The 25,755-nt window shown below is 37.5% G+C and carries 28 protein-coding genes; 8 read left to right on the top strand and 20 right to left on the bottom strand.

Annotated features, from left to right (window positions below):
• Positions 1-113 precede the first annotated feature (113 nt).
• On the top strand, positions 114-1,088 hold the full coding sequence (locus QL995_RS17755) for a hypothetical protein (protein WP_024595914.1): 975 nt from the start codon (positions 114-116) through the stop codon (positions 1,086-1,088).
• Between the two features lie 222 nt (positions 1,089-1,310).
• On the opposite strand, the gene QL995_RS17750 is transcribed toward QL995_RS17755, so the two are convergent.
• The 16 genes from QL995_RS17750 to QL995_RS17675 all read right to left on the bottom strand — a co-directional run bounded on the left by QL995_RS17750 (position 1,311) and on the right by QL995_RS17675 (position 14,048).
• On the bottom strand, positions 1,311-1,571 hold the full coding sequence (locus QL995_RS17750; RefSeq protein WP_024595913.1) for a hypothetical protein: 261 nt from the start codon (positions 1,569-1,571) through the stop codon (positions 1,311-1,313).
• Between the two features lie 9 nt (positions 1,572-1,580).
• Positions 1,581-1,712: a hypothetical protein gene (locus QL995_RS17745; RefSeq protein ID WP_259398326.1), complete on the bottom strand. Its 132-nt coding sequence runs from the start codon at positions 1,710-1,712 to the stop codon at positions 1,581-1,583.
• A 329-nt stretch (positions 1,713-2,041) separates the two neighbouring features.
• The gene (locus QL995_RS17740) at positions 2,042-2,473 is read right to left on the bottom strand and encodes a hypothetical protein (protein ID WP_024595912.1); all 432 of its coding nucleotides are present in this window, start codon (positions 2,471-2,473) and stop codon (positions 2,042-2,044) included.
• 143 nt (positions 2,474-2,616) lie between these two features.
• On the bottom strand, positions 2,617-4,065 hold the full coding sequence (locus tag QL995_RS17735) for a hypothetical protein (RefSeq protein ID WP_024595911.1): 1,449 nt from the start codon (positions 4,063-4,065) through the stop codon (positions 2,617-2,619).
• A 433-nt stretch (positions 4,066-4,498) separates the two neighbouring features.
• Positions 4,499-5,029, bottom strand: a complete 531-nt coding sequence (ssb, locus tag QL995_RS17730; protein ID WP_024595910.1) for a single-stranded DNA-binding protein — start codon at positions 5,027-5,029, stop codon at positions 4,499-4,501.
• Positions 5,030-5,106: 77 nt separating this feature from the next.
• The gene (locus tag QL995_RS17725; protein WP_139015549.1) at positions 5,107-5,403 is read right to left on the bottom strand and encodes a hypothetical protein; all 297 of its coding nucleotides are present in this window, start codon (positions 5,401-5,403) and stop codon (positions 5,107-5,109) included.
• A 97-nt stretch (positions 5,404-5,500) separates the two neighbouring features.
• Positions 5,501-6,298: a hypothetical protein gene (locus tag QL995_RS17720; protein WP_024595908.1), complete on the bottom strand. Its 798-nt coding sequence runs from the start codon at positions 6,296-6,298 to the stop codon at positions 5,501-5,503.
• A gap of 11 nt (positions 6,299-6,309) precedes the next feature.
• Complete coding sequence (locus tag QL995_RS17715) at positions 6,310-6,741, bottom strand: hypothetical protein (protein WP_024595907.1); 432 nt, start codon at positions 6,739-6,741, stop codon at positions 6,310-6,312.
• A 142-nt stretch (positions 6,742-6,883) separates the two neighbouring features.
• Complete coding sequence (locus QL995_RS17710; RefSeq protein ID WP_290294744.1) at positions 6,884-7,060, bottom strand: hypothetical protein; 177 nt, start codon at positions 7,058-7,060, stop codon at positions 6,884-6,886.
• A gap of 23 nt (positions 7,061-7,083) precedes the next feature.
• Positions 7,084-7,875 (bottom strand): PRTRC system ThiF family protein, encoded by a 792-nt coding sequence (locus tag QL995_RS17705; protein WP_024595906.1) that lies wholly within the window; start codon positions 7,873-7,875, stop codon positions 7,084-7,086.
• 1 nt (position 7,876) lies between these two features.
• Entirely contained in the window at positions 7,877-8,623 is a 747-nt protein-coding gene (locus QL995_RS17700; protein WP_024595905.1) for a PRTRC system protein B, read from the bottom strand.
• Positions 8,624-8,700: 77 nt separating this feature from the next.
• The gene (locus tag QL995_RS17695) at positions 8,701-10,047 is read right to left on the bottom strand and encodes a hypothetical protein (RefSeq protein ID WP_024595904.1); all 1,347 of its coding nucleotides are present in this window, start codon (positions 10,045-10,047) and stop codon (positions 8,701-8,703) included.
• 127 nt (positions 10,048-10,174) lie between these two features.
• Positions 10,175-10,384: a hypothetical protein gene (locus tag QL995_RS17690; RefSeq protein WP_290294743.1), complete on the bottom strand. Its 210-nt coding sequence runs from the start codon at positions 10,382-10,384 to the stop codon at positions 10,175-10,177.
• Positions 10,385-10,407: 23 nt separating this feature from the next.
• Positions 10,408-10,950, bottom strand: coding sequence for a hypothetical protein (locus QL995_RS17685; RefSeq protein ID WP_024595902.1), 543 nt, complete (start codon positions 10,948-10,950; stop codon positions 10,408-10,410).
• A 116-nt stretch (positions 10,951-11,066) separates the two neighbouring features.
• Positions 11,067-12,809, bottom strand: a complete 1,743-nt coding sequence (locus QL995_RS17680) for a PRTRC system ParB family protein (RefSeq protein ID WP_024595901.1) — start codon at positions 12,807-12,809, stop codon at positions 11,067-11,069.
• Positions 12,810-12,875: 66 nt separating this feature from the next.
• Positions 12,876-14,048, bottom strand: coding sequence for a DNA polymerase III subunit beta (locus tag QL995_RS17675; RefSeq protein WP_024595900.1), 1,173 nt, complete (start codon positions 14,046-14,048; stop codon positions 12,876-12,878).
• Between the two features lie 313 nt (positions 14,049-14,361).
• Here QL995_RS17675 and QL995_RS17670 point away from each other — a divergent pair, with 313 nt between their 5' ends.
• Genes QL995_RS17670 through QL995_RS17640 form a run of 7 tightly spaced genes read left to right on the top strand, consistent with a single transcriptional unit; the run spans position 14,362 to position 20,696 of the window.
• Entirely contained in the window at positions 14,362-15,138 is a 777-nt protein-coding gene (locus QL995_RS17670; RefSeq protein ID WP_024595899.1) for a DsbC family protein, read from the top strand.
• Positions 15,139-15,906: a hypothetical protein gene (locus tag QL995_RS17665; RefSeq protein ID WP_024591257.1), complete on the top strand. Its 768-nt coding sequence runs from the start codon at positions 15,139-15,141 to the stop codon at positions 15,904-15,906.
• Positions 15,903-16,061: a hypothetical protein gene (locus tag QL995_RS17660; protein ID WP_155945836.1), complete on the top strand. Its 159-nt coding sequence runs from the start codon at positions 15,903-15,905 to the stop codon at positions 16,059-16,061. Before QL995_RS17665 ends, QL995_RS17660 begins: the two co-directional genes overlap by 4 nt.
• Complete coding sequence (locus QL995_RS17655) at positions 16,051-16,794, top strand: TraV family lipoprotein (protein ID WP_024591258.1); 744 nt, start codon at positions 16,051-16,053, stop codon at positions 16,792-16,794. The genes QL995_RS17660 and QL995_RS17655 overlap by 11 nt, the downstream gene beginning before the upstream one ends.
• Before the next feature lie 19 nt (positions 16,795-16,813).
• Complete coding sequence (locus QL995_RS17650; protein ID WP_024591259.1) at positions 16,814-19,384, top strand: TraC family protein; 2,571 nt, start codon at positions 16,814-16,816, stop codon at positions 19,382-19,384.
• Between the two features lie 14 nt (positions 19,385-19,398).
• Entirely contained in the window at positions 19,399-20,118 is a 720-nt protein-coding gene (locus QL995_RS17645) for an HDOD domain-containing protein (protein WP_024591260.1), read from the top strand.
• Positions 20,119-20,126: 8 nt separating this feature from the next.
• Positions 20,127-20,696, top strand: a complete 570-nt coding sequence (locus QL995_RS17640; RefSeq protein WP_290294742.1) for a hypothetical protein — start codon at positions 20,127-20,129, stop codon at positions 20,694-20,696.
• On the opposite strand, the gene QL995_RS17635 is transcribed toward QL995_RS17640, so the two are convergent.
• From QL995_RS17635 to QL995_RS17620, 4 genes are all read right to left on the bottom strand, one after another.
• On the bottom strand, positions 20,638-21,657 hold the full coding sequence (locus QL995_RS17635; protein WP_290294741.1) for a hypothetical protein: 1,020 nt from the start codon (positions 21,655-21,657) through the stop codon (positions 20,638-20,640). The genes QL995_RS17640 and QL995_RS17635 overlap by 59 nt on opposite strands.
• Positions 21,658-21,676: 19 nt before the next feature.
• Complete coding sequence (locus QL995_RS17630) at positions 21,677-22,705, bottom strand: hypothetical protein (protein WP_290294740.1); 1,029 nt, start codon at positions 22,703-22,705, stop codon at positions 21,677-21,679.
• A gap of 61 nt (positions 22,706-22,766) precedes the next feature.
• On the bottom strand, positions 22,767-23,615 hold the full coding sequence (locus tag QL995_RS17625) for a recombinase RecT (RefSeq protein ID WP_290294739.1): 849 nt from the start codon (positions 23,613-23,615) through the stop codon (positions 22,767-22,769).
• 324 nt (positions 23,616-23,939) lie between these two features.
• Entirely contained in the window at positions 23,940-25,001 is a 1,062-nt protein-coding gene (locus QL995_RS17620; RefSeq protein ID WP_024591264.1) for a replication initiation protein, read from the bottom strand.
• Positions 25,002-25,755 lie beyond the last annotated feature (754 nt).

Here is a 25,755-nt window from a genome sequence, read left to right as displayed (position 1 = left end):
CTTAGGACAAGCTTATAACTACATAAAAATAAGGTCAAGGGCTTTTTTGGCTAAAATTTAAGTTATAAGTGTTTTTTTATGAAAATTACTCTATCTGATCGTAGTGTCAGGCCATGAGCGACACTGTAATAACGGGTCGCTCTGTGCATAGGCATTTGACTCCGCATTTCGATTTTAAAGCTAAAAATCCAATTGCGAAGCTGCTTATTGCTCGCATTGAAATCCATGATTTCAAACTAAATACGTTCTTAAACAAAGCGCGATACGCTGGTGGCATGGTAAATCTAGGTTTCAGTAACCTCGTACTCGCAGCGCGAACTAACCGTATGCGTATAGAAAGAGAGCAAACCCTTCGCGAAACGATGAAAGCATTAGTTTACTGCGCCTCATACAAACCCTATTCAGATTCCCTATTTGAAATTAAAATGTCCATTAAAGCTTTGGCTAAAATGGTTAATCAACTTCACATATCAGAGCCAACAGCCAAATACCGCCATGGCCGTGAAAACTACAACCCTGTAATTAATGCTTTAAAGGATTTAGCTGCTGCAGGATTGGTCATGCTACAACAGAATTACAGCGTTAAACTAAAGCGCTATCAAAGTATGCGTATCTTCATCACCCCTGAGTTATTCGCATCCCTAGGTGTCAATAAAAAAACCGTTAAAAAGCTTATACACTCACAAAATAAGCACGATATTAAAAATGGATTTGATGTAAATAAATCAAATAGAATGGAGCACTTACGCGCGCAGAATAATGCGGCCATACAAGAACACGACAGCCATAGCTTAAAAGCATTTAAGGCCCGTCTTAAAAATGAACTCAATGTTCCTGACGATATACGCGAGATGAAAGAAAAGGTAACGTCGCTGATTAAAAAGAAAAAAAAGGAAGCTGATAACGAACAAAAACCAGGGGCAACACAACAACAGGTATTTAACCGGTTAGTTGTACAATTGAATGTGCCTGCGTTTAAAGTTTATGAATTAGAAGAAAACATAAAGAAAGAACATCCCTATATTGAGAAAGCCTCCCCCCCTTACTACGAGCTGTTAATAACATTACTTAAAGAAAGTCACCTATAACCAATTAGGTGAAAGCACACGGCTACCCAGCCATCAATGATCTATAAAAAAAACACCTAATTTCAGACGAAACCAACCTATAAATACGAGTTTAATTATTTCTTAATGATACTAAAGTTGAGTGCTATTATTTTTAGAACAATTAATTGGGGGATTTTTTAACACACATACTTAAATAAATTTATTAGAGCTGGTTTTTAAGCCCAGCATCTAATTTAACTATTAAAATTCTTCACTATCATTAATAGACATCACTACTAGATTATTTGGATCTGAATAGTAATTTGTAGGTAAAGTGTCATCAAACTCTAACAAAAAATCGTCATCGTCATCGCCATCGTCAGAATTAACACTGTTATTTTGATTGGGTAACAGCACACCAACCTCACGCATTTGCTCATCAGTAGCGGTATCAGAAAACATTGATGAGCTAGTAGTAATCAAGAAAAACACACCCATTAAAATTACGACGAAAATAATCATAGAGCTCTCCTAGTGAACTGTTGGTTTAGTAAATCGTTCAGACTTAGCTTTAATTGATTTGATTAATTCTTGGCTAGAGCCTTTAGTTAAACCAAGTTGCTTTTGTGCCTCAAGTAAACGTTTGTTGAAAAGTGATTCCATTGTCTTAAATGCCTGTCGTGAGTTGATGAAATAATAGTATCAATATTCGATATTTGGGCTACTGATTGGAAAACGGTTACTGAAAGGGTTTCTGATAAGTATTCGGTTACCTATAGCCGAAATACTATTTGGTTCACTGATCTATGTTGACAAGCTTATTGAGTTATAAATTAGAATAAGGTGTAGTCTTGGTTTTGAAACTGCCGGAAAAGAATACCAGGCAAGAACATACATATTAATGTACTGATATTAGTCAATGAAAGCATAGTATCGCTATAGGCAAAAAAAATGCGCTGAACAGCGCATTTGATTACATTTAATGGTAGATGTTAGCTATTAAGCTCTAACTTACGCTTCAGCGCGTTTAAGCCTCTTAAAGCATTAAAGGTAATTGCTTTGCCTATCGGCAGTGAAAAAGACATTAATGGTAAACTTAATTCATTGTTTTTATTTAAGTAGTGAAGCTTAGCACCCAATAGATAACTAAAAACGATGTATATATCTTGATGATAAGAATCTGTCCTAGAACAATATATTACCCGGTGAAAGATAGAGCCTTTATTATCAACTGGATGGTGTGCATCACGGACATTAAAAACATTAACTGGTTCGCCACAGCACTCACATGAAGTGGGTCTAGCTATTTGTACCTGAACACCATTAGAACATGCAAAACCTATATTAGCGCTTCTATTACTTAGGAACGATTCTTTGATTGGTTGAGCTATTAAGCTCTCAACTTTACTCTGTACTTTTTCCATTCTAATTCTCTTGTAATAATTGCTGGTAACTCGTTGTTGCAGAATAATTTTAATTTAATAATCAAGAAGTGAATGTGTGATTCGCTTCCTCAATTGTAAAACAACGATACTGGCTGAAAGTGTATAATAGCGTGCACTTAAATTTAGTCGTCATAATCAAGGGCTCGTGACATAACAAAACCAGCAGTGCCATCATGCACCACCTGCGCCCAACCCCAATCATCCAAACCAATTAAAGCAACCTCATCACCAGCATCTAAACTTCCGATAATATTGCTTTGTGGGTGTGCATTCTCTCTAAAGTTAACAGGTCGATTAATAACTGCAACGACCTTTTGAATATTTCCATCCATTAGCTGAACTTTAACCTCTTCATCAATTTCAATGTCATTCTGTAACTCTAAAACATCATTTTCACTGGTTTCATTTTCGCTCTGTGACTTTATATCAATCAAGTCAGTTTCAATGGCAACAGGAGCAGGAATGGCCATTGGTCGAATACCTTCATTGACTCGCGCAGCATTTAATAAAGATTGCTCTGCAAAGCCATAAACACCTAGTTCATCTTCAACAACAAAAACACTGCCGTTTTGAAGTTCATCTACAACATTGAAACGAGCACCGCTTTTAACTAGAACTGGGGGAAGGGCGTTTTCCTGCGCGATTGATGCTACATAAATATCTTTTTCGGTCGTTATTACTTTTTTTGAATCAAGTATCAAGTTTTTGTAAGGTAACGCTCCATCGACATCATTTGAAATAGCCTGTGTTAGTAGTGGCCACGCCTTACTGTACGACTTGTAATAATTGATGTAATACTTTGCCAGGGTGAACGATGCGTTATTGTCGCCCTCTGAATGTAACTTATTCAGAATTGATTCTATGAAAGGGTGATCTGCACTGATGAATGTCCCTCTGTCATAGAGTGATACTAAATCAGTCATTGCGTCTGTATTACCATTTTTGGCAGCGACTTTAAGCCACAAAATAGCAGGAGAGGCATCATTCAACGGTTGTTCTGTATCAAGTTTTAATAATTCTGAGGCATAGATGTATTGCGCGGTAGCATTTCCCGCTTGAGCGGCTGCGATAAGCGCTTTTTCAGCTTGTTTTGTTTTCCCTTCACGCTTTTCTAAAATGTATAGATTAAGGTAGCCAAGTGCATCCCCTTTTTCACCCGCTTGAGAATACAAATATCGAGCTTCAATCAAGTCATTTTGCTGTTCTTTTATATAGGCCATGTTAACTAACGACTTTACATACCCATTATTAGCCGCATCTTGGTAAGCGATATAGGCTTTCTCTAAGTCTACCTGTCCGAGAACACCTTTTTCATACAACACGCCCACCATGAATTGTGCTTTTGGATTACCTGATCTAGCTGCGCGTAGTATTAATTCCGACCCTTTTTCGGTTAAATCACCTGCGACATTCACTTGCTTTGTTAGCATTAACTGGCCAAGTAAAAGTTGGGCTGAAGTATCACCCACATTGGCTTTTTGCTGTAGGTCTATGATTTCGTTTTGCTCAATACTCAGTGCGCTAAATGAGATTGCAGCCAGTAGGCTCGTGTAGATTAACTTCTTTAACATTATTTATTCCGCTTATGAGATGTATAAGCGTATTAAAACGTTTTTAATCTAGGAAGTTAAAAATTAGAGATGCCTAAAAAGGGGTGTGTAAATTTAAATGTTTGATATTTGATTTAGAATAGATGGGGAAATGGCGCACCAGTGGAGAGTAACCAATTCAAAACTGGCGCGACACCAAAACTAAAAGTTTTTTCTGCTCAAACCCTTAGAGCAGATCTTCATTTTACACAACATTCCCTTTAATTCAATGTGTAAAATGAGTATTTCAACACAAGAACAAGGGAAATCATTCTCTTTATAAATAACCCTTGTTCGCCAATATATTATTGGGGGGTAAACTAGTAAGGGAAAGATACAGGGCTAAGTTCGGGTCGCCGGTAGGTATTAGATATAAGAATGAAAAAAGAGTGCTCAGTGGCACTCTTTGATGGTTTTACTCAAAATCTGAGTCAGGTGCAAAGCCTTCAGCATGCATTGCCTGATATTGATTGCTAGGTCTTGCGGCGCTCTTGTGTGGTTCTTGCTGCTGAACTCCCGCGCTTTTCTGTTGATATTCGTTATGAGTAGTGGGAGCAGGGTTATTATCTTGGTGTTGATCGTCAAGTTCGTTTGCATTGTTATCGGTATAAGCATGGTCTTTCTTTTTACCATCTAAAAACTTGATAGTGTGGCCTTTAATATTTTTATGATAAATTTTACCTTTCACTGAATTATTCTCAATAGAAGTGCTTTGCTCACCGAGTACAAACACCAAACTCCCTTTTTTAAGATATGTATTTATATTTTCTGCCACTGCACCTGTGAAAAAAACATCATGGCTTTCAGTTTTTTTCTTATTCTCACCATCGCTTTTGTAATATGTATTTGTACCGATACGAATATTAACGATAGCTGTGCCTTGCGTTGTATAACGAAGAATTGGGTCTTGGAATAAGTTACCTAGAACAAGCGTTTGATTGAACATAATAAAAATCTCTATAAAGTTTGTTGGTGTATTTGGTTATTAAAGCATCATTTACATTTCTGGCTACTAAGCTAGATTTACCCTCTGGCCTTTTTACAATTCTGGAATGAGGCTGATTTCATTTCTGCATTCAATAGACAGCGTTCTGCTATGAAATAAAGGCTAATAAGCAATAATGCATATTTAACGCTCTCTTTAAATACAGCAAAAACATACTGAGTTTCGTTGATAGCGACATTAGCATCTGTTTCAATATGAACTGGGGGGAGGATAGATAACCAAATAAACATAATTGACGCTGTTAAGATGATCGTAAAGCAGGTTGCAGCAATAAAAAATCTTAAAAATCTATATATGTAATTTAAAATACTCATTCGTTTCTCTCTCGAAGTACAAAATAATTAAACTTAGTTTTACCTTTATTGAGGGAAAGTGAAAAAAATAGAGAGGGCCAAAACACCCTCTGTAAATTTATCCCACCAACTCAAAACGAGTTTGACTTAGCTCAGAGAAATCATAATAGGTTGAGTAGTTGCCTTCTGGCTTTGCTGTGCCCTCGATAGAGGCTTTAGTAATAAGCGCATCATCATGCAAATAAATACCCTGTAGGCCATTTACTTTAGCGGTCGTAATATTTGAAACATCATGAGCAAAGAGATCTGCGGGATGGCCATTAAGCATGTAATCACGCCCTCGAAGTAATACATGATTTATTAAACCTTCCGCAATGGGGCTATGTGTTATATAGCCAGTTGTATGCCTAAGCTTTAAATAAGAGCCTATAAAGTAATAGAGTGAAGGTACATTGTAGTTGTCTCTTGCCTCATACCCACTTGTGCAAATACTGATTGAAGAACTCACGCTCAACCCAAAGTCAGTACCAAAGAACTGAGTCGCTTTTTCTAAAAATGTTTCATCTTTGCGTACTGAAAAAGAAGATAATTGCTTTGTTACTGGGTCTGGACACATTGAGTCAGCGAGTGTATTGATAGCTGCCGATGCTTGAGTGATTATGCTGATAATGTAATCTTTATCACTTAACGATACCGCTTTTCTAAATTCACTGCGTTCACTTACGCTTTTGGCCACTACCTTTAATTCTGCCAGCGCATTTAATGACTCGCGTTCCACCAGCTCACTAACGAAAGGGAATTGCTCAAAGCGATGATTATTATTCAAGAGCAACTTTATAAAGTCTCTATGCAGTAAGATATTAGCCAATTGCAGGAGTGATATTTTCATTTCTTTTGGTGTTTTAATGGCAAGCATTGGGTAATCCTCTATTGATAGCTGGTGGTTGAAATATCGCTTACAAAAGCCATGAACGAATTGCTTTTGTATTCACAACCCTCAAAAGTGACTGCACTAGGAAGTTTGCCTAAAACATGAAAATAGCTACGCGCTTTACGCCTAATGTGGCAAATTGCATTTTTAGGTATAGGGTCGCTTATGTCGCCTTCACGTAAGTTAGCTTTAATGCGTAGAAAATTAATTTGAAGTTTCTGCTCTACCGCTTTAGCTTTTGTATAAAGCGCGTTTAGTTCAGGGTACATTTTCAACAGGGCGTTACTGTGACGATGTTCTAGCGGTATGCGGCTCTTAGCATGTAATCGAACTTTCATGCTTGTACGCTTTGCGTCAGCGACTTCATTGTGTAAGTCTGGAATGGTTTTAATACGAGCAATACGCTCTTGGTAAGTATCTATCTTCATAATGACAAACCTAACTAGATTGAATATGAGTTAAGTTTGCCAGAATAAGATAATCACGCTACTGATTGGGAATGGGCTAAATTAAGATGCAAATGATTGGGAATGGGCTAAATTAAGATGCAAAACACTTACAGAAATGGGTTTAAAAATTACTGAGTGAAAATGATTCTAAATAAATATCTTTTGTACCAAACTTTGAAACCGCTTCTTTTGCCGCCAGTTCCAGAGCATAACCAACACATTCCCCTTGAGTATTAACTGTTTTACGAATATCTTTGCCACTTTGTTTACAGAGGAAAATAAAACTATAACTTTTCATTGTGTGCTCCCTTCATCACCAAATTAAGTGCGCTTATCAGTGAAGCCAAACATTGTCCAGATTTCAGGGTCGATTGGCAAGGCATTCACAGTAAAAGATTTTAAATCAACGATAGCGCCATGTGCCGTAATTTCACCTTCACGGACTAACTGCCAAAATAGCTGAGTCATTTGTAAAGCAATTGCATTATTTATACCGAGTGTTTGTGACCTCATAGCTTCAAGATGCGAACAACTCTCGGTCGCAATATACTCCTGTGTTTTAAGCTGCTCTCCATATAAGTCGAAAACAGAAGGTAAGCGACTGTATGGTAAGTCTTTTCTCTGCTCATATGAGCCAAACACTACTTGTCCATCTGCTCTGCTGTTCCCCCCATCAATCCATAATACTTCGCTGTTTAGTCGTTTTTCTAAATGCTCACCCACGGTGACACGCGCAATTGGATTATCAACACATGTAAAAACTACACAATTATTTGGAATATACTTGGCTATATTTTCGGGAGTTATACGTTTAACTACATACTTCCACGTTAAGTTACCAAACGTATTAAAACGATCTACAAGCGTTTTGGCTTTTGGTTGAGCAATATCAAAATTGTAGAACGATTGTCTGCCAATATTAGATGCACTCACTACATCATCATCAATTAATGTTACGTCTAAACCCGCGCTGCCAAGCTCCATTAGGGTGTAATTAATTTTGAAAATTTGACTTATTAACTCAGAGCCAGTGCCACCAGCACCAATAATTACAACTTTAGTTTTTTTGTTTTGAAATTCATTATCCGTTAGCCATTGCGGTGATTTATACATTTTATGCTCCTTGAGTTAATGTTTTAAAAGATACGGTAGACAATACAAGTTCACTCGCTTTAGGTTCGCGGTTTTCTTTTTCAAATTTCTTCCAAAAAGCAACATGCCCCGTTGTCGTCACCTCTTTTTTACTTTTAAACGTTTTAGAGTTATTTACATGGCTAAAATTGGTATCAAACAACGCAGATTCACACGCATTACGTATTTGCTTGCTATCTGATTGAACGTTATCAGGCAATGTCGCAGAGCCTAAGCAAAGTGAGCCATCGAGACTTACATTCATCAATGGGGCGTTATAGAGTTTTGATTCAGGGGTGGGGCGAGATTTTGATTTACAGCTAAATACCCTCAACTTTCGGGCATTACGATTTAGGGCAAAAACAAAAGATGGTGTATGAACTTTCAGTGAAAATTTATTTTCACTAGCTACAAACCAAAGCGTTCTTTTTTGAGCGGGTACATACCAGATTAATTGATTGTCACTTGAATACAAAATGTCTGTATCTATCCAGTTACATTCGCTTTCTATAGGCTCGTCATTCAAGGTAGCGAGTGCTTTTACTGCTTGAGCAATGTCGATGAATTTACCATCTTTGATTTTATTATTCGTATCAATGTCATGGTAAGTAAGATAGGTAGATGACTCATACTGATTAACAACTATGGCGCAATGGCCTTTCATGCCACCGATTTCTTCGATATTGGTGATTTGCTTTATAAAATCATCAGAACTCTTTTGTGCAAACATTCTATTCGCTCCTACATTTAATATAGGTTCATAATAAAATATTTGAAAATTCAGGCTACCGAACGGGAATACCCAAACTAAAAATTAAATTGCTTTGCTCGCTCACTAAGGAAAGATAAAAAGTTCATGCAATACGAGTTAATCAACGTATTTTTTACGGTCGTTATATTGCTGTCTGTCAGTGATATTTTATAGCTTAATGTTAGCTCGTCTACTTCATAAGCATGATTGTAAACATCGTCAATCACACCGTAAGCAGCTTCATTATCGCTAGTAACGTAATCAGTCAAAACGAAGGTTCTTAGCCCAACATGATCTTCATTAGCAATTTCTAAGTAACCGTTGTCAGTTGCTTTACTGGCTACATCATAAATTGCTGTCAGTATTTTAGCTGAACTTGCCCTTTTGTTGTTAAGCTTAGAAAACATATCAGGGTCTTGAAATCTTGATGCTACATGGCTAAAGCTGGCGATTCTAGTAAGCATTTGATGGAAAAAAGTCACCAGAGACTCCAATTCACAGTCTATGTTTATACGGCTGTTAGCAAGTTCATCTACATAACCTTCATCACACGCCATCAATCGCTCTGCATCCAAGTCATTAAAATGCATTAAAAGTAACTCAGATATTTCAATATCATATTCATTTTGAATACGTGCTAGTAAAGGTAACGCTAACTTAACCCACGCAGCTTGGTCTTGTAATTCGTCTAAATCCAACTTGCTCGATAGCAGTTTATTAACTTGTGCGATTATTTTGGTGTCCGTGATTGGTTCACAACTTTCCATGTGGTTGTAATAAGTTGCATTATGGCCTTGATCGAATAAGTTACCCTTGCATAATAATGATACTAAGGCACTGGCGGCTTTAGAGTTAGCGCGAAAACTATCAATGTTAACAATCAAACACCCTTCAATATTAGGTGTCTCAAATACAAGTTCAGAATTGTTGTAAGAAAAGTCAAAATCAGGGCTAAATTGAGCGTCAAATTCCTCAATTAGCTCACTTGGCACACCACCAGCAATCAAGTCTTTTTTAGCAGCGTGTATATGCGGCATAAGCTGTTCAATAAGCTTAACGGGGACGTTAGCAAGTAAGTTGCGAACATGACTAATTGACTCTTTTGCTTCATCAATCGTTGTCGGACGTAGATTAGGAAGTTGATTTGGGTGAATCAAATTAAAATTAATAGCACTAATAATAGTATCTGAATAATGTTCTATAAAGTCAGATACTTGGCTTAAATAGTAACTCTCATTTAACGAATTAAAGTAATTAGAGTTTTCATAAACAAGTGTTTCACCAGTAAGGCTAACTAATGGGTTAGTTACATTAATGGCGGTGCAAACATTCTTAATACGTTTATTGGCGCGTGTATCTTTTTTAATTTTTGTTTCAAAACCACAACCTTCGATGAATCGCATGTTTTGTATTCCTTCTTAAATTTAATGCTTGCACTTGGCTTACTAGCTTTTGATTTTACTGAGTTATCACTGTGTTCGGTTTTGTTAAGCTCAATCAAATAATCTAAATTTGATTGAGCTTGCGGTGTTACCCGTTCGTTTTGCATGGCGGTAACTCCACTTCGTAAAGAATTGAGCCATCCGATTGCGGTATCCCATCTACTTCGAGAATATGTGTGAAGCGAAACATAGGGAAATTAACCATTAATTGATCAACATTTTCTTGTAGAGAACCATTTGGTAATGGTGCATCAATCTCACGCGCACCAACTTTGAAAATTCTTTTTAATTTATTCATTTTTTATTCCTTACTTATTAAAATTAAATGCTGTCAATATCATCGAAATCATTAAATAAATCGTGTGCAACTGCTGGTGGTTCTTGAGCTACAACAGGTGCTTGTGCTGGTTCATTTTCAACTACTGTAGTAGCTGGTGCTTTAGTAGTTGGAGTGGTTGCAGTATTAGGCTTAATCTTTTCTTTAAGCGCTACGGCAGGGGCTTTGTTGGCTTCAACGGCTTTCGTTGCGCTATTTAAGGCATCTATAAAGCTTGAGTTATTCATATTTGAATTTGCTTGTTCTAATGGAGTGCCAGCACTATGCAAAAAGTCATTTAATTGCGTTTCTATGCTTTCAGGTGTGCCTGTCATAACCCAAGGGGTCGATAGGGCTGCACGAAGGTTAAAATGACTCTCAGCGTTAGCCTTACCATCTTCTAATATGTCAGATTTACCAGACTTGCTTAATGCTGCTAACTTAGGAGTAAAAACGATAGCAAGCTCAGTGTCGTTTTTTGAAGTAACGTTAATTGCTACTCCCGCTAATGTCGCGCTATCAATGATTTTTTTAAGAGTGTTTAACATGGTTATCTCGTTTAGTTAGTATCTATGTTTTAAGTGTCTACATAGTAAAACAAACGAAAAAAACCGCTACTGATCAGGAAGTGGCGGTTTGGGTTGGGAAGTTATGTAAAAAGGGATTAACGTTTAAGTAGTGTCAATAACGCTGGTGGTGCGTACTTCTGCCAGTTAAATTTAGTGCTTAAAATTGATTTAATGAAATCGGTTTTTTTGGCAGAGTGCATTGTTTTAAAACTGTGCTCTGCTTGTTCATTGGCGGCCTGTGCAAAGCCACTACCAGAGCATAGTTGTTTAAGCCCCTCAATCGTGTAGCTTGAAATGTTATCTTTACTCGGTTGCCATTCTTGCACTGCTTTATCAGCAAGCCCATCAATGCTTTGAAATGCTAATTCATAAAATTGGAATGCATTTGCATTATCAGCGCCATCACTTGTTAATATAAAATTAGTAATAGATTTTGAAAGTTCATCCAAAATTTCTTTTTTAGTTTTGGTTGAAGCAAGTTCAGCAGCGATTTTACCAACATTATTAAACCCTCTTTGTTTAGAGTGCGCGCTGGTTACACATGCAACAGCGAGGCTCAATCTAAATAGTTCGTTATCTTTTAACTCATTACGTGCAAAGTCCACCAGTTCCTTTTTATGAGACTCTATGACCACGTTTGAAGGTTGGCAAGCAACAGGCTCAACCGTTTCTTGTGTTTCGACAGGCGCACTAGTTGTTTCAGTATCCGCTTCATTAATAATACTTTTATTGTCGCTCTCGGATTTCGGAATACTTTTTTGAATTTTTTTCGTTTTTGCTTTTTTAGCTTTAGCGAGTGCCGAAACACACTTATCATTGCAGTCAACATCAATACACTGACTTTCAATAACAATGCCTTCATGTGCTGGGCGGTCATCAAGTATACTGATGCGCTTAGAGCAAAGGGCGCAACCGCTAGTGAATTGTTTTTCACCCACGGTAGTTGTATCAACTTTTCGTCTATCGGCTGGATTAGACTCACTAAAAAATAAAACTTTACCGAATTTTTCTTCTAACTTACTTTTTTGGTCACTTAAATATGCTTGTGTCTTATTTCGGTAGCATGTACCAAACGAACACGTAGAGCTTTTTTCATCCCCTAAATCGAACAAACCCACTTGGCGCTCACTGTTATGCTTACATGAGTTACAATCTGTTTTATCAAACTTGGCCGTACCCAATGGCAACTGAACTTTAGTTGCTCGTTGCTTTAACTCAGCGACAGTCAATTTTTCATCAATAACACGTTTTAATGTGCCGATTTGAATTTTCTCTGGCAGGATAGATAAAATCAAAGCATGACCTGCTTTAATCTTGCCTTGGTCTAGCGCGTCCAATACTTGATCACAACAATGAACAAGCTCAAGTCGTTCGTTTAGTTTTTTAACACTCCACATAAGGCGCTTGGCTGCACTTTCTCTATCGCCATTAAAAAAGCTCAACCAGCGTTTTGACGCTTGAATTTGGCTAACAAAGTCTAAGTCCTGACGAACTGTATTTTCGCAAAGGTGCTGCTCCATAGCTTCACGGTCTGTAAGCTCTTTATGCTCAACATCAATTGATTCTAAGCCGTTACTGATAGCCGCTGAAACGCGTCTGTGACCAACAACGATTTCAAGCTCACCTTCACTGTTTGTGCGTACTACAGGTTTTTGAATGATGCCAATATTGCGAATTGACTCACAAAGCTCGTTAAAGGCCTGTTCATCGTTTTTTCTTCGTGTGTTACCCCCTTTAAACTCTTTTAGTTCAGCAGGGTTAACAGTGATGCTACGTGAAGCAATAGACGTATTTGGCGCAGTAGCTACGGTTTCATTTTTATCAGTTACAGTATTCATTAATAATCTTCCCAAGACTTAATAAGTTATAAGTATGCTAACCAATTTCTATTTTCTGGCTATTGATCAGGTTCGCAGTGGTAGCACTATCATGCGGCTAGTTTCATTATCACCTTGGATAACGAGATACTTATCTTTCGGGTGTTGTCCAATTCGCGCAACCTTGCTTGTTACGTTAGCCACGGCTTGCATTAAGAAGTTTAAATTTACAGATAGCGCATTTTCAGGTTTAAGAGTTACCTTTGATTTCAGGTAGTCCTCACCAAGCGTTTTTCCGCCTTGTACTGTACGTAAATGTGTTTCTTGTGTTTCATCGTCAATCAATAACTCTATAGCGGGTAGACGCTTATCAATGGCCGCAGATAAACGCCCCAATGCATCAGCCATATCTTTTTGCTCTAAATCCATCAACCAATCTGGTTCATTTAAAAATAATTCGGATAAGTCAGGGAATTTATTATCAAGTAACTGAGAGCGAATAAGTGTGCTTTTGAAGGTGATTTCACATGAATTGGTATCGCAACGTAGGCGTACTAACTCACTTGCATCACTTACTTTTAGCCCTTGAATCATATCAATTAACTTAGTGGGGATAACGATATTGAAATCATTCTTAGAATTTGTAACATCAAGCTTATTATCGTAAACACGGTATCCATCGGTAGCTGTTAAAGAAATCGCTTTTGCTGAGCAGTTTAGCTTTATATTTACGCCATTTATAGCAGGTCTTGTGCTGTTGTTGACCGCCACAGAGCCACGCGCTTGAACAAGTACGTCTTGAAGTCGCTTTAGGGGGATCGTCAATACTGAATGTTCAGCGTTTAATTTTGGTGGTGCTGGGTATGCGCTAGGGTCTGCGGTATCAATTTTCATTTTTGAACGTTTAGCAGTAATTAACCCACCATTTTCGCTAAAATCATCCCATGAGATTTTTACAGGCTCGTTTGCATCAAAAGACGTATAAGCACTAACAATGGATAAAAGCTTTTCACCAGAAAGTAAAACCTCTTTATCTTCACCCAACATATCTATATCGCTTTCAAAATTTTCTATTCTACGCGCCATAGACTGCCCACCATTTGAAGCACTCGCGTAAGCGGCAAGCTTGCCACCTTTGTTCGTAATAAGAATGCGAGCGAACTCAAGTACACCGTTACTCTTTTTGTTAGAGCAAGCAAGGCGAGCGATAGGGTTTAAAATTGATATAAAGTCTGCACAGGGTAATTTAATAAAAGACATAAGGGCTACTCTCCGTAAAAGTTAAATCAATAATACGTTTATTTGAAATCCTGACTACTGAACGGGAATTAGGTTGAAGCCCACGTAAATAAAGGGGTTGGTTAGTGTGGATAAAAGTAAGAGCGTTAAAGAGCCAATAAGTAGAAGCGTATTAGTTGATCGGGTTTTTAAATTTACAGATTAATTTTAAAAAGTGAGTATTTAAAAATGAGTATTTAAATAATTAGAGAGGCACTTTATACCCTCTGTAATTTTAGCCAAGCAACTTATAGGGTGTAAAAATAGACCTAATTAAATTAGATAGGCCTTAATTATGAAGTTAAATATGAAGAACATGGTAACGCTTGCATTAAGCGTTACATTTTCGTTAGCAGCGAATGCTGAAGGCGTAAAAGTTGAAAAAAGCCAAGCTGAAATCGTACTACAAGCCGCTATAGACAACTTTACAAAGCTTGTACCAATTCCAATTGTCGCAATTGAAGAATCACCACTTCCAAATATGGTGCAAGTTGTTACCGAAAAAGGCGTGTTTTATGCCACCAAAGATGGAAAATATATTGTTGCTGGCAATGTTCATGAAGCTAAAGAAGGCCTTCCTAATTTAACTAAAGCGCGTTTAGCAAAAGAAAATGGAAAGAAAATTGCTGAATTAAAAGATAGCTTTATTACATACAAGGCTGAAAACGAAACAAGTGAAATAGTCGTTTTCTACGATACCTCATGCCCGTACTGCACAAAATTTCATAATGAAGTAGAAGACTTCAACCAAGCGGGTGTAACTGTCCACTATGCAGCATGGCCAAGACAAGGCGTATACAACCAACAAAATAAAACGCAGTACACTGGTGCTTATTACAAATTAGAGAATGTGTGGTGTGCTGAAAGCCCTAAAGCGGCCTTAGATGCCGCAGCACATAGAGCGAACGTGCCAAGAAGTACGTGCGAAAATACAATACCTGAACAATTTGCACTGGGATTAAGTTTAGGTGTAAGTGGAACGCCTGCCGTTTTCTCAATTGATGGGCAACTAGTTCAACGAGGATATGCACCAGTTGATGATCTAATTAAAAATCTGAGAGGCGTTAAGTAAATGAAATTACTAACCCTCCCCATTATTGCGGCACTTCTAAGCGGTTCTGTTTTTGCAGAAGAAAAAGTAAATAAAGATGAAGTTAAGTTACCTATACCGTCACGCACTGAATTTGCAGAGCAAACAAAACGTGACCTTGGAAAATACGGAGCTGTAAACGCCATTCAAGAGCTACCAATCTCACGCTTGTATTTTGTCGAAGCTCAAAGTGGAAGTTATATCATTAGTTCTGACGGTCGTTTTGCTATTGAAGGAACAATAAAGGACGTATGGCATAGAAAAACGCTCAAAACCGTTGACGATGTGCGCGATACACTACGTATGCCATTATCTGAAATGAAATTCGACTTCCAAAAAGACCTAGCTTCACTTGTTTTGGGTAACCCTGATATACCGCGCCAAGGAGTTATTTTTGGGGACCCAACAGCAAAACATACCCAAGAATTTGTAGCAAAGATTAACGCTAACAAAGAAAAATACCATTTCGTATTTGTCATGATGCCGCTGATTGGTGGAGAGGATGCAGTAAAACGCAGCATGAGCATACTTTGTGCACCAGATAGAGAGCTTGCAATAGAAGATTTAGCTAACAACACAAGCGAATCATTCTTGGACACCAATGAAGGCTGCCCTGACCAAAATTTAATGTTTACTGTTTATATGCAGGAAATTTTTAAAATCACCAATTTACCGCATGTTGTACGAGAAGATGGCCTTGTGTCGAAAGGCGCGCCCATTGAGTTAGATAAATGGTTGGAATCATTATGATTAAAACATTAACAGTAATAATTTTGGTAAGTGCATTAGGTGGCTGTATGTCACCAATTGGCAGTGAACCTGATCCGCGCCAATGCCCACGCTACCTCACTCAAACAAATAACATGTGTAATCATTCAGATTTAAGGACTTACAATGAAATTTAAGCTTTTAACTACTTTAACGCTGGTAATGAGTGCTTTAAGCCTTCAAGGGTGTGTTAATTCACTAGGTAAAGAAGAATTTACCTGCCCAAATTTAAAAAAAGGCGGTGTCTGTGGTGGACCTCGTGATGTTTATAAATTAACTAATAACCGCGTTAGTCTTGAGAACCTAACCCAAGAAGAGCTAAACGCATACCGCAATGGCCAAAACACAAATCACGTTTCGTTGTACGAAAGTGATGGTGAAACAAAGCAAGTTATTAGCAATAAAAACAAAACAACTAAACTTGAAAATAAATCTAGTAAGCGTAATACGGACAATGGCGTTACCTATGCTGCGCGTGGAGACGGCCAGCAAACTCCCGATAATTACCAAACACCGGAAGCATTACCGCAAACCCGTTTTTCATACCAACAAAATCAATATGAACAGTGGCCAAGCAATAATGAACCACTCGCACCTGAGCCATTAGCAACGCTTGAGCCTGCTCAAGTTATGCGTGTATTAATTGCCTCGTATACTGATTCAGACGGTTTATTACATATGCCAGGATATACATTTGTTGAGGTTACACCTAGACGGTGGAGTTATGGCGAAGCTGCCAACGACAGACCTTCTCGGGTAGTACCGTTAGAAGTAAAACGCCGTAGTGAAGAGCAATTCAACCGTGCTCGTAATCGCTCAAACGGAGTCGATGCTATGGAAGTAGTAAACCCAATCAACCGTAGAAAGTAATTAAAGGGGTATTTTAAAAATGTCTGCATTTCGCCGCCGTAACGAAAAATTATTAAAGCACGAAGCTTTTGCTGATTTATTCCCGTACTTAGAATACTGGGAGGATGAAAAATTATTTTTACTAGAGGGGCCTTATCTTGGCTTTGCATTTAGATCAATGCCCACAAACGGCGGTAATCGTGAAATTTTAAATAGCTTAACCGGTATTTACAAAACAAAGTTTCCCAAAGGAACACTTATACAGGCATCTTTAATTTCAAGCCCTGATATTGAAAATCAGCTCTATGGTTTTCGTGCTGCACGAACTGGACGCTACTTAGGTAAAGACCAAGAGCAAGTTTCATCCATAGCAAAAGCTGTTCATGATTTCTACCGCAAAGGTACAAACGAAGGAATAAATGAATCGGATTTTATATTTAGAACTTTTGAGTTCATATTTACTATAAAAATACCTATTAAACAACTTGTACCAACTAGTAATGAACTAACGGTAGCCAAAGATGTTAAAAAGCGCGCTTTACGCTCACTGTCAATTTTAGGCGCAGTAGAGCTTGATGATGTAGGTTTTCGTCGCCGCTTACGCGTTATGTTCAACATGTTCAATAAAGACAAGTGGCGTACACGCCCGCATTTTAAAGAAAAGTCACAAGCTTCGGGCTTAATGCGTGATCAGATTTTAGATCCTGGCAAGCGAGTTGAGATAGAAGGTAGTGGCATAAAAATACTAGATGATAAAGATAACGAATGTGAATACATTAAATCGTTGTCTGTAACTGAAATGCCAGAAAACATGGTTTATGGTCAAATGATGGACTTGCTTGGTGATTGGCTCGAAGGTAAGGGAGCACCTTTGACAGAGCACTTCATGATCACACTTAATATGTATTATGAAGACGCAGTAAAAGCTATTAAAGATATTAAATCTAAACGTAGTTTTATAAACTCACAGGCAAAAGGCAAGTTAGTGCAATGGGTTGACCGATTACGCTTCCAAAATAAAGACTTTAACGATATAAATCGCGAAATTGAGCAAGAAAAATCAACTATTGTTAAGTATGCCTTACAAGTAAATGTGTTTGCTAAAAATGAAGAGCGAGCCGACGTGTTTGCAGAAGAACTTATTGCATTCTACGAGCGTAAGGGCTGTACGCTGGTTGATAATAATTTTTTCACAGTACCGATGTTCATAAGCTCACTCCCAATGGGGCTTAGCGAAGAAGTTGTTAATCTCTCTGGCCGTTATAATGTATGTACTTCAAAAGCACTTCCTTTTTTAACACCTCACATGGGGAGCTGGGCGGGTAACACCTCGGAACCTAGACTATTATTAACGTCCCGATTAGGTCAGTTGGTAAATATCGACTTTTTTAAATCACAGACAAACTATAACTTTTATATTGCAGCTACTTCCGGGGCAGGTAAGTCTTTCTTTACGGGATACCTCATTGCAAACATGCTTTCTTCTGGCGTTAAATTACAAGATGATCCCGATAACCCAGCACAAAACAAAGATTTTGATGATGGAACTCAAGTTTTCGTAATTGACGTGGGGCGTTCTTACGAAGGTCTAGCAAAGCAGCTGCATGAAGCGCAATTCTTAGTCTTCAATAAAGACTTGGCTTATACACTAAACCCGTTCTCATATATTCATGAGTTTGATGGTGAAGAAGGTCAAGGTATACAATGCCTAGCGCAACTAAAAACAATGGCAGCACCTTCAGGTAAAATTTCAGACTTTCAAAGCTCGCAAATGTTGACCCTGTTAACAGCGCTATGGAATGACAAAGGTAATAAGGCCTGTATTGATGATTACTATGAACTGTGTGTAAAAAGTGAACATGAAGCGGTGAGAGAAATTGGCCACCAGCTTAAACCATTTTGTAAAGGGTTTTACTATGGCGCATATTTTGATCCCGAAAAGCCGCCAGTCGATTTTTCTTCTCGCCTAGTAGTAGTTGAGCTAGAAGAGCTTAAAGGCGACCCGCACTTACAAACAATTGCTTTAATGTCTGTAATTATGTCAATACAGCAAACAATGTACCTTGGTGGGCAAGCACGTCGTCGGATGTTCCTGCTAGACGAAGCGTGGGAATATTTGAAGGGAGATGAAGCAACAAAAGCAAGGCTTGGTTTTTTTAGTCAATTCCTAGAAACAGCTTGGCGACGCTTCAGAAAATATAATGCTGCTGGTGGGCTAATCACTCAATCTGTAATGGATGGTTATAGCTCAGATGTAGGTCGAGCAATTCTTGATAACTCAAATTGGCTACTTTTACTTAAACAAAGAGAAGAGGCCGTTGAAAAACTGCAGAATGAAAAAGCATACTCTGGTAGTGAATTGGATTTTAAACTGATAAAATCAACACATACGGTCCAACCCGATCCATCAAGAACTGATATTGCTTACTCAGAGATTTTTATAAAGTATGAAGGACAATCACAAGTCTGTCGATTATATACTGATAGACGCATACAGCTTACATTAACCACTAATGCCGACGAAAAGCAGCGCAGGCAGGAGTTAATTGATAACGGTTACTCTTTCATGGATGCAATTGACCAAATGGTATTAGAAGACCACCGGCAGTAAATAGTGAAAATTGAATGTTAAATTTGAGCAATGAATCTCTTGTTGTTTTGGAGGTCCGGCGTCTTTTTGGCGCTGGGCGCAGCTTGGTTAAAGCTAATAACAAAGTGATAAGTGAGCTAAAGAATGCATGCTTTAACCAGGATTACAACACTGCAAAGATAGTACAATTGGCCCATACTGACGGCGCAGTTCTATCAAAGATAATTGAAATAGCTAATAGATCTGTAAGATACAAAAGAAAAACGCCGATAATAGACCCCGCCCAATGCGTCGCTCGTATAGGTCAAAAATGTATGCAAGGCATCGCTCTTAATTTGGAAATAGAATCCCTTAGCATTAAGCTAAATGATTTCTGGAAAAAAGTTTTCATCAAAATTGAGTCCAATACGCGAAGAGCACTTTTAGAAGCAATGAATTTAAATAAGGGAAACGAAAGTAATAACTTATTTGAAATAACAAATAAAACATTACTTCTCAGTTTATCTTGTTACGCCAAGGCTATTGCATGTTCTAACATCGACATTAAGATGACGAAAGAGTTACTTCAATTTGTATTAACGCCAGAGCCCGTGATGGCTGAATTAATTCAAACGTCGATGGGGGTTCGTGTTGAAATACTAAGTTTTTCTGAAGAAGATATATCAAAGAGTTCATACATTGCTGCTGCAGCATGGGCAGAGGTATCCGGGGAAGCCAACCCAAAACAAGTCTGTAACCTTGAATTTAGTCCATAGGGAGTAATATGAGTGTAGATATATTTGAACATGTTGAGGCTATAAAGGCTGGGGTTTCATACTTTGAAAACCACGACAGTATAATCGATGCAGTTTCAAGCTTGGAAATGATGGCCTTCTTAGAGAATGCATTTAAAGGGCGAAAAGTTAAAATATGTGCTAATTATTCTAAGGCCAGTGGGTATCACTTTACCATCGACAGACCAAAGGCCGGTTTTATAGTTTTAAACTCAGTTTCGGGGCAATGGCATCATGATAATTATATAGAACAATTTCTTATGCGTATAAGACTATGTGAGTTGTCATCGCTGCCGTACCAATGGGTAAACGAACAAAACGAAGGCAACCACGATATAAAACTTTTAATAGTTCAAGATGGAGATAAGAACTATTTAGAGGCGCGTCGGCATTTTGATTTATATGGCGGCGTCCGATCTGACAATCTTTGTAAAACTATTGAGGATTTTACTGTTTCTGCGCAACTGTTATCACAAATAGTGCAACGTGATACAAGCGTAGTTAGAAAAAAATCAAAGGCTCCCTTTGATCACTCTCAGTCCGAACACACGCAACACTAGCATATTCAAAAAAATTGTAATTAGACCGACTGTAAAAAACACTAGATCTTTTACATATAACACCAGTAGTAACATTCAAACATTCGATAAACTCCCCATCTAAGTGCAAAGAGGCACGCTCAGGCATTAAATCATCAATAATAAGAGTATCAATTTGACTATTAACGTCATTCATCAATGACAATGGAACTGAATTTTCTTTTTTAAGGTATAAAACTGAACTATGCACAACTGAGTATGCGCTGCATCCCAAATTAGTACGACTGGAGGTTTTTAAGTCACCAGCTTTAAATAAACTGGAATTAACCTTACTTACAAAGCTATTCATTAATTTAAAACGTTCGCTGTAACGAACATCTATTAGCTTTTTACCATTCACTATCGCAGCATCAACGGCCGTAAAACCAAATCTAGCTGAATAGAAGCCTTCTACAATAGTGTATCCCAAGCCAAGTCGCTTAAAAGCAGCCTTGATCATGTTCGTATATGTCGTTGGTAAAGGTAGTACAGCCCCTTCAATACCAATTTTGTTAGCTGGATAGAATCTAACATTGTAAAATTCATCAAATACAATGACTGACTGAATGCCTGAATAGACTTCTAAGCACGGATGATTTGTTAGGCCATCGATTTGCTTGTCATCTAACTTTGAGTACGACAGAGGCATGATAGGCTTCGATTTTAGTTGTTCTAGCTCTAATGTTTGGACTGGATTGTCATTACGTTTTGCAACTTCAAAATCAATTTGCTCTAAACATGTAATTTCTTCTTCAAGGCGCTCATAAGCCAAATGTTCACGTTTAAAGCCACCAGCAGTAAATTCTTCATACTCAAAGTTCAAACCCATACCACACAGATCTAAACGTATGAAAAATTCAGAGTCGTTTTCATACACCATTATGCGTACTGATTTGCGCTCATTTTCATTACATTTCAATATGACACGAGTTTTAATATTCATTTATTTCACTTTTAATTATTTAACAAAGAAAGTCGCTAACAATAAGTTCTTCAGATGATTCAATATGTTCATGCTCTGCCGGTGATATAGTTTTTACCGGCTCAATCTCACTGCGTTTGTTATTAACCAATATTTCATGGTTGAAATTACCAAAATCAAATGGGTCTAAAGTAACCACATTATTATCAAGAGTGCTGGTGGCACTTTGGCCACGCGATGCAGCAATTTTAAATCCACCATAACGCGGTAAGTTTTTCTGTTTAATTAATTCAGCAGGGGAGAAAAGGTTGGTTTTTCTACCAATTACCCGTCCAAAGTCATTCTTAATCAAAGAGTCTGCTTTTTCTTGTTTGCGAAAAAATACGTTATGCATTTCTACCGCTATTTTATACTTAGCAGTCACAGGTTTACCGAGAATGTTTTCGGGGCATTGTAATGCATCATCTTCTAATGCGCGGCGATAAGTGGACGCTTTGTATATATCAAGCCATTCATCATCATCAAATGCATTGAAGCCGCCGTACTTAATATCAATGTAGAGTCTCTTAATTGCTTCCAGCTCTTTAAGAGAGAGCCCACACGAACCCTTACCTTTGTTTATGTTGAAGTTGATACATGCAGCGATAACTTCGCTGTCAGGCTTTTTAGGAAATTCACGATAATTAATATGGTTATCGTTACCGCAAAGCTGGTACATATCAGTGGTGTATAGGATAAAGTCCTCATGAACCTTTGTCTTTGCGCTTGAGTTAATCAGGTGACGAAAGTAGCCCGATTTTAGCTCTACAACAGCCGTCAGTTGCTTAGTATTGCGGTCAATTGCAGGCACAATACTCACAAAATCAAGTAATTCGTTAAAATCCAATTCTAATTTTAACAATGTTTCATTAAGAGCAAGCAAAACGTCCGATTCATTGACATCGTGCAATGAAATAGGCGTGTTCTCGTGAATTACAACACGGTTATATTCACCTTGAATAAACTGAGTGATTTTTGCTGTTTTATTACTTTTGTAGTGCTCAGCTATAGCTAAAATAATTCTACGCACGATAGTTACCCTTTAATTAATCATGTTGATATGGCCACTATAGGCCATATCAATAATTTGACTACTGTTCTAATTGATTAGCCAAGAGAGCGGCAAAATCCTCATCACTCACTGACTCCTCAGTAAAACTCTTAGTTTGTGGCACGTTCGGCGTTTGTTGTTCAACTTTAACAACAACCCCAGAGTCATTAATACTTCTGTTATTCGGTAGTAAGCCCAATAGGTTCGCGAGACTATTAAATGTCCTGCGTAAAATGACGTTGCGCACACAGCGACTCGTAAAGTTAACCCAAGCACTTATTCCAGCATCATCTGCCATATGTGTCTTATCAGAAATAATAGATTGAATTTCACTTGTACCAATGTACGAGCAATAGAATGTACCATCCGTAAAGGTGATAACAGAGAAAGCGGCTACAATGGCGTTTCCATCGGTTGTATATGAGTGTATGAATCGCGGTGGCGTGTTTTCACCGTACCATTCAAATTGATCGCCTTCATGCACAACACTGAAGTTGGTAGATTTTATTTTGGAACAGGCGCCGTAAAATTGATTCATGCCCTGGATACCAATTTGAACAGTTGGAAATACTTGTTCACAGTGAGATTCCCAATGTATAAACAAATAGGCTTCTTTGTCATATGGATTAATAGATAAGCCCATATTGGCTATTTCAAGAATGCAGCGAGCTAACTCTTTAGGTTTTATGCTGTCAAAGCTAGGTTTACGGTTGCTATATAATTTTTGTTTGTTAACTTGAGAGGTTATCCAAGCAAATAGTTCACGTAATTGGCTATTGATTTCATTTACATCAAATGAACGGTCAATTTTATTAGTTTCATACGTGGCTATAAGTTGAGTTCTAAATTCTTTATTTAAAAATAAATCGATGTAGTTGTTATGTGACATTGTTTGACTCCAGTTTTTTCAGTAGTTAAACATATTTGAAAATTCTGGCTACAAACTGGGATTTATTGCTTTTAAAAAGTTATACACATATCCACAAACCCTATAATTTATATTAAATGTATAAATACTAGAAAGAGATATAAAACTATAGAGTTTGTATCTCTTTGATTTAAAAAATAAAAAAAGGCAATTTAGATCTTAATTATGGTAATGCTGATCACAAAGTTGGTGGTTAGGATCACAATACTGGTGTTACTGATCACTTAAATGGTGTTGCTGATCACTTAACCGGTTTATAGTTTACACATTTATGGTGTCTAAATTTTAGTAATCAAGATCTTTAGTTAACTCTAATAGTGACTCAAGCTCACTCTTTTCATCTTCAGTTACAGTCTTTTCTACATTTTCTTTTTCTGTATAAGATTGTAATGCTTTTTCTACTTTATCCGCTTCTTCATCTATTTCTAAATAACGATATGCCATCATAAGTTTAGTTAACTCGGGAACACTAAGTTTTTCTTTAAGAGTAACTTTTTTTGCAATCATTTCTTTCACTGTTTGTAGAGCGTCTTGAGTGTTCAGCTCATGGTACGTGCCTTTCTCATGCCATTTGATAAGAAATTTAATTTCAGATATGCGATTTCCTTGTGTTTTAACTTCATACCCAATATCACCTGTTTTACTTTCCAGAAATAGCAGCTCTTTCCTAACTATAGGGTGATTGCTTAATCTATCAATGCTATCTCTTATGCATCGCTGCATAAAAACACCATTGTTTTTAAATGAGCTTTTATTCTTTTTTAGTTTTCCTCTTTCGTCGAGTAATCCAAATAAGCCTTTGAGTATATCAACCTTAATAAAATGCATCTCAAATCCATCTTTTTTAAAGCGGCTTAGCAACTCGTAAAGCCTCTTAGAATACTCTTGTTTTAGATCTAAGAATGTTTTTGTAGTTATCAGTGCGAACCCATGGTGATATTCAATATATTCACTCTCAAGCATGTCATTAGGAACCATCGTTAATAGTCCCTTTTTATATTTGATATTTTTGAATAGAGGTTTGTAATCGAATTCATCATCTTCCGTTTCAGATTCAATTTTGATGCCCACTTTATAACCTGCAAGCCTTTCTGCAGCAGGAGCTAGCACCGAACCAATATGTTTTGAATCAATGTTTAACCATTCAGATAATTGGTTGGCAGTGTAAGTGTATTGTGGTGTTGATTTAACCCAGTCAGAGCTTTTCATTTGAGCCATCATTAGAGCAAATAAATCGGCCTCGCGTGGTGATAAGTCTTTCCGACTAAATACCAATTTATGACCTTGTTTAATATGTTTAGGTAAGTTAGTTCTTGAAATAGGTATATCACTTAGCTTTTTACTCATAGTCGGACGCCAGTATTGTTGGGTTCTAAATAATTTTAATCTAATAGTGTAATATTTCACACCAAGATTGTGTATTCAATGCTTTGTACATTACATATTCTTGGTGTGTGACACCATGATTGTGTAATCGATGCTAGTTACATTACATCTTCTTGGTGTGGTACACCATAAATATGTGTTCAATACTGTATACAATACATCTTCTTGGTGTACCACACCGTGATTGTCAAATTAAGATTTACCGTTACATGTTCTTGGTGTACGACACCATAATTATGTAATCAATGCTGTATATGTTACATAATCTTGGCTTACGACACCATAATTATGTAATCAATGCCGTACACGTTACATATTCTTGGTGTACGACACCATAATTATGTAATCAATGCCGTATACATTACATCTTCTTGGTATATGACACCATAATTGTGTGTTCTACACCGTTGGCATTACATATTCTTGGTGTGTGACACCACAATTGTGTGTTCAATACTGTGAACATTACATATTTATGGTGTGTGTCACCTTCATTGTGTGTTCAATGCCGTACACATTACATATTCTTGGTGTGTAACACCATAATTGTGTGTTCAATGCCGTACACGTTACATATTCTTGGTGTGTGACACCATAATTGTGTGTTTAATGCCGTGCACATTACACATTCTTGGTGTGGGACACCATAATTGTGTGTTCAATACCGTTCACGTTACATATTACTGGTGAGCAACACCACAATTGTGTGTTTAAA

The sequence above is a fragment of the Pseudoalteromonas sp. APC 3358 genome, from assembly GCF_030408075.1.
Lineage (GTDB): Bacteria > Pseudomonadota > Gammaproteobacteria > Enterobacterales > Alteromonadaceae > Pseudoalteromonas > Pseudoalteromonas arctica.
This window is presented reverse-complemented; position numbering and strand designations above follow the sequence as displayed.

Excerpts from the sequence above, each read along its gene's own strand:
- QL995_RS17755 (WP_024595914.1), top strand. The coding sequence starts at position 114 with ATGAGCGACACTGTAATAACGGGTCGCTCTGTGCATAGGCATTTGACT.
- QL995_RS17750 (WP_024595913.1), bottom strand. The coding sequence starts at position 1,571 with ATGATTATTTTCGTCGTAATTTTAATGGGTGTGTTTTTCTTGATTACT.
- QL995_RS17745 (WP_259398326.1), bottom strand. The coding sequence starts at position 1,712 with ATGGAATCACTTTTCAACAAACGTTTACTTGAGGCACAAAAGCAACTT.
- QL995_RS17740 (WP_024595912.1), bottom strand. The coding sequence starts at position 2,473 with ATGGAAAAAGTACAGAGTAAAGTTGAGAGCTTAATAGCTCAACCAATC.
- QL995_RS17735 (WP_024595911.1), bottom strand. The coding sequence starts at position 4,065 with ATGTTAAAGAAGTTAATCTACACGAGCCTACTGGCTGCAATCTCATTT.
- ssb (WP_024595910.1), bottom strand. The coding sequence starts at position 5,029 with ATGTTCAATCAAACGCTTGTTCTAGGTAACTTATTCCAAGACCCAATT.
- QL995_RS17725 (WP_139015549.1), bottom strand. The coding sequence starts at position 5,403 with ATGAGTATTTTAAATTACATATATAGATTTTTAAGATTTTTTATTGCT.
- QL995_RS17720 (WP_024595908.1), bottom strand. The coding sequence starts at position 6,298 with ATGCTTGCCATTAAAACACCAAAAGAAATGAAAATATCACTCCTGCAA.
- QL995_RS17715 (WP_024595907.1), bottom strand. The coding sequence starts at position 6,741 with ATGAAGATAGATACTTACCAAGAGCGTATTGCTCGTATTAAAACCATT.
- QL995_RS17710 (WP_290294744.1), bottom strand. The coding sequence starts at position 7,060 with ATGAAAAGTTATAGTTTTATTTTCCTCTGTAAACAAAGTGGCAAAGAT.
- QL995_RS17705 (WP_024595906.1), bottom strand. The coding sequence starts at position 7,875 with ATGTATAAATCACCGCAATGGCTAACGGATAATGAATTTCAAAACAAA.
- QL995_RS17700 (WP_024595905.1), bottom strand. The coding sequence starts at position 8,623 with ATGTTTGCACAAAAGAGTTCTGATGATTTTATAAAGCAAATCACCAAT.
- QL995_RS17695 (WP_024595904.1), bottom strand. The coding sequence starts at position 10,047 with ATGCGATTCATCGAAGGTTGTGGTTTTGAAACAAAAATTAAAAAAGAT.
- QL995_RS17690 (WP_290294743.1), bottom strand. The coding sequence starts at position 10,384 with ATGAATAAATTAAAAAGAATTTTCAAAGTTGGTGCGCGTGAGATTGAT.
- QL995_RS17685 (WP_024595902.1), bottom strand. The coding sequence starts at position 10,950 with ATGTTAAACACTCTTAAAAAAATCATTGATAGCGCGACATTAGCGGGA.
- QL995_RS17680 (WP_024595901.1), bottom strand. The coding sequence starts at position 12,809 with ATGAATACTGTAACTGATAAAAATGAAACCGTAGCTACTGCGCCAAAT.
- QL995_RS17675 (WP_024595900.1), bottom strand. The coding sequence starts at position 14,048 with ATGTCTTTTATTAAATTACCCTGTGCAGACTTTATATCAATTTTAAAC.
- QL995_RS17670 (WP_024595899.1), top strand. The coding sequence starts at position 14,362 with ATGAAGTTAAATATGAAGAACATGGTAACGCTTGCATTAAGCGTTACA.
- QL995_RS17665 (WP_024591257.1), top strand. The coding sequence starts at position 15,139 with ATGAAATTACTAACCCTCCCCATTATTGCGGCACTTCTAAGCGGTTCT.
- QL995_RS17660 (WP_155945836.1), top strand. The coding sequence starts at position 15,903 with ATGATTAAAACATTAACAGTAATAATTTTGGTAAGTGCATTAGGTGGC.
- QL995_RS17655 (WP_024591258.1), top strand. The coding sequence starts at position 16,051 with ATGAAATTTAAGCTTTTAACTACTTTAACGCTGGTAATGAGTGCTTTA.
- QL995_RS17650 (WP_024591259.1), top strand. The coding sequence starts at position 16,814 with ATGTCTGCATTTCGCCGCCGTAACGAAAAATTATTAAAGCACGAAGCT.
- QL995_RS17645 (WP_024591260.1), top strand. The coding sequence starts at position 19,399 with ATGTTAAATTTGAGCAATGAATCTCTTGTTGTTTTGGAGGTCCGGCGT.
- QL995_RS17640 (WP_290294742.1), top strand. The coding sequence starts at position 20,127 with ATGAGTGTAGATATATTTGAACATGTTGAGGCTATAAAGGCTGGGGTT.
- QL995_RS17635 (WP_290294741.1), bottom strand. The coding sequence starts at position 21,657 with ATGAATATTAAAACTCGTGTCATATTGAAATGTAATGAAAATGAGCGC.
- QL995_RS17625 (WP_290294739.1), bottom strand. The coding sequence starts at position 23,615 with ATGTCACATAACAACTACATCGATTTATTTTTAAATAAAGAATTTAGA.
- QL995_RS17620 (WP_024591264.1), bottom strand. The coding sequence starts at position 25,001 with ATGAGTAAAAAGCTAAGTGATATACCTATTTCAAGAACTAACTTACCT.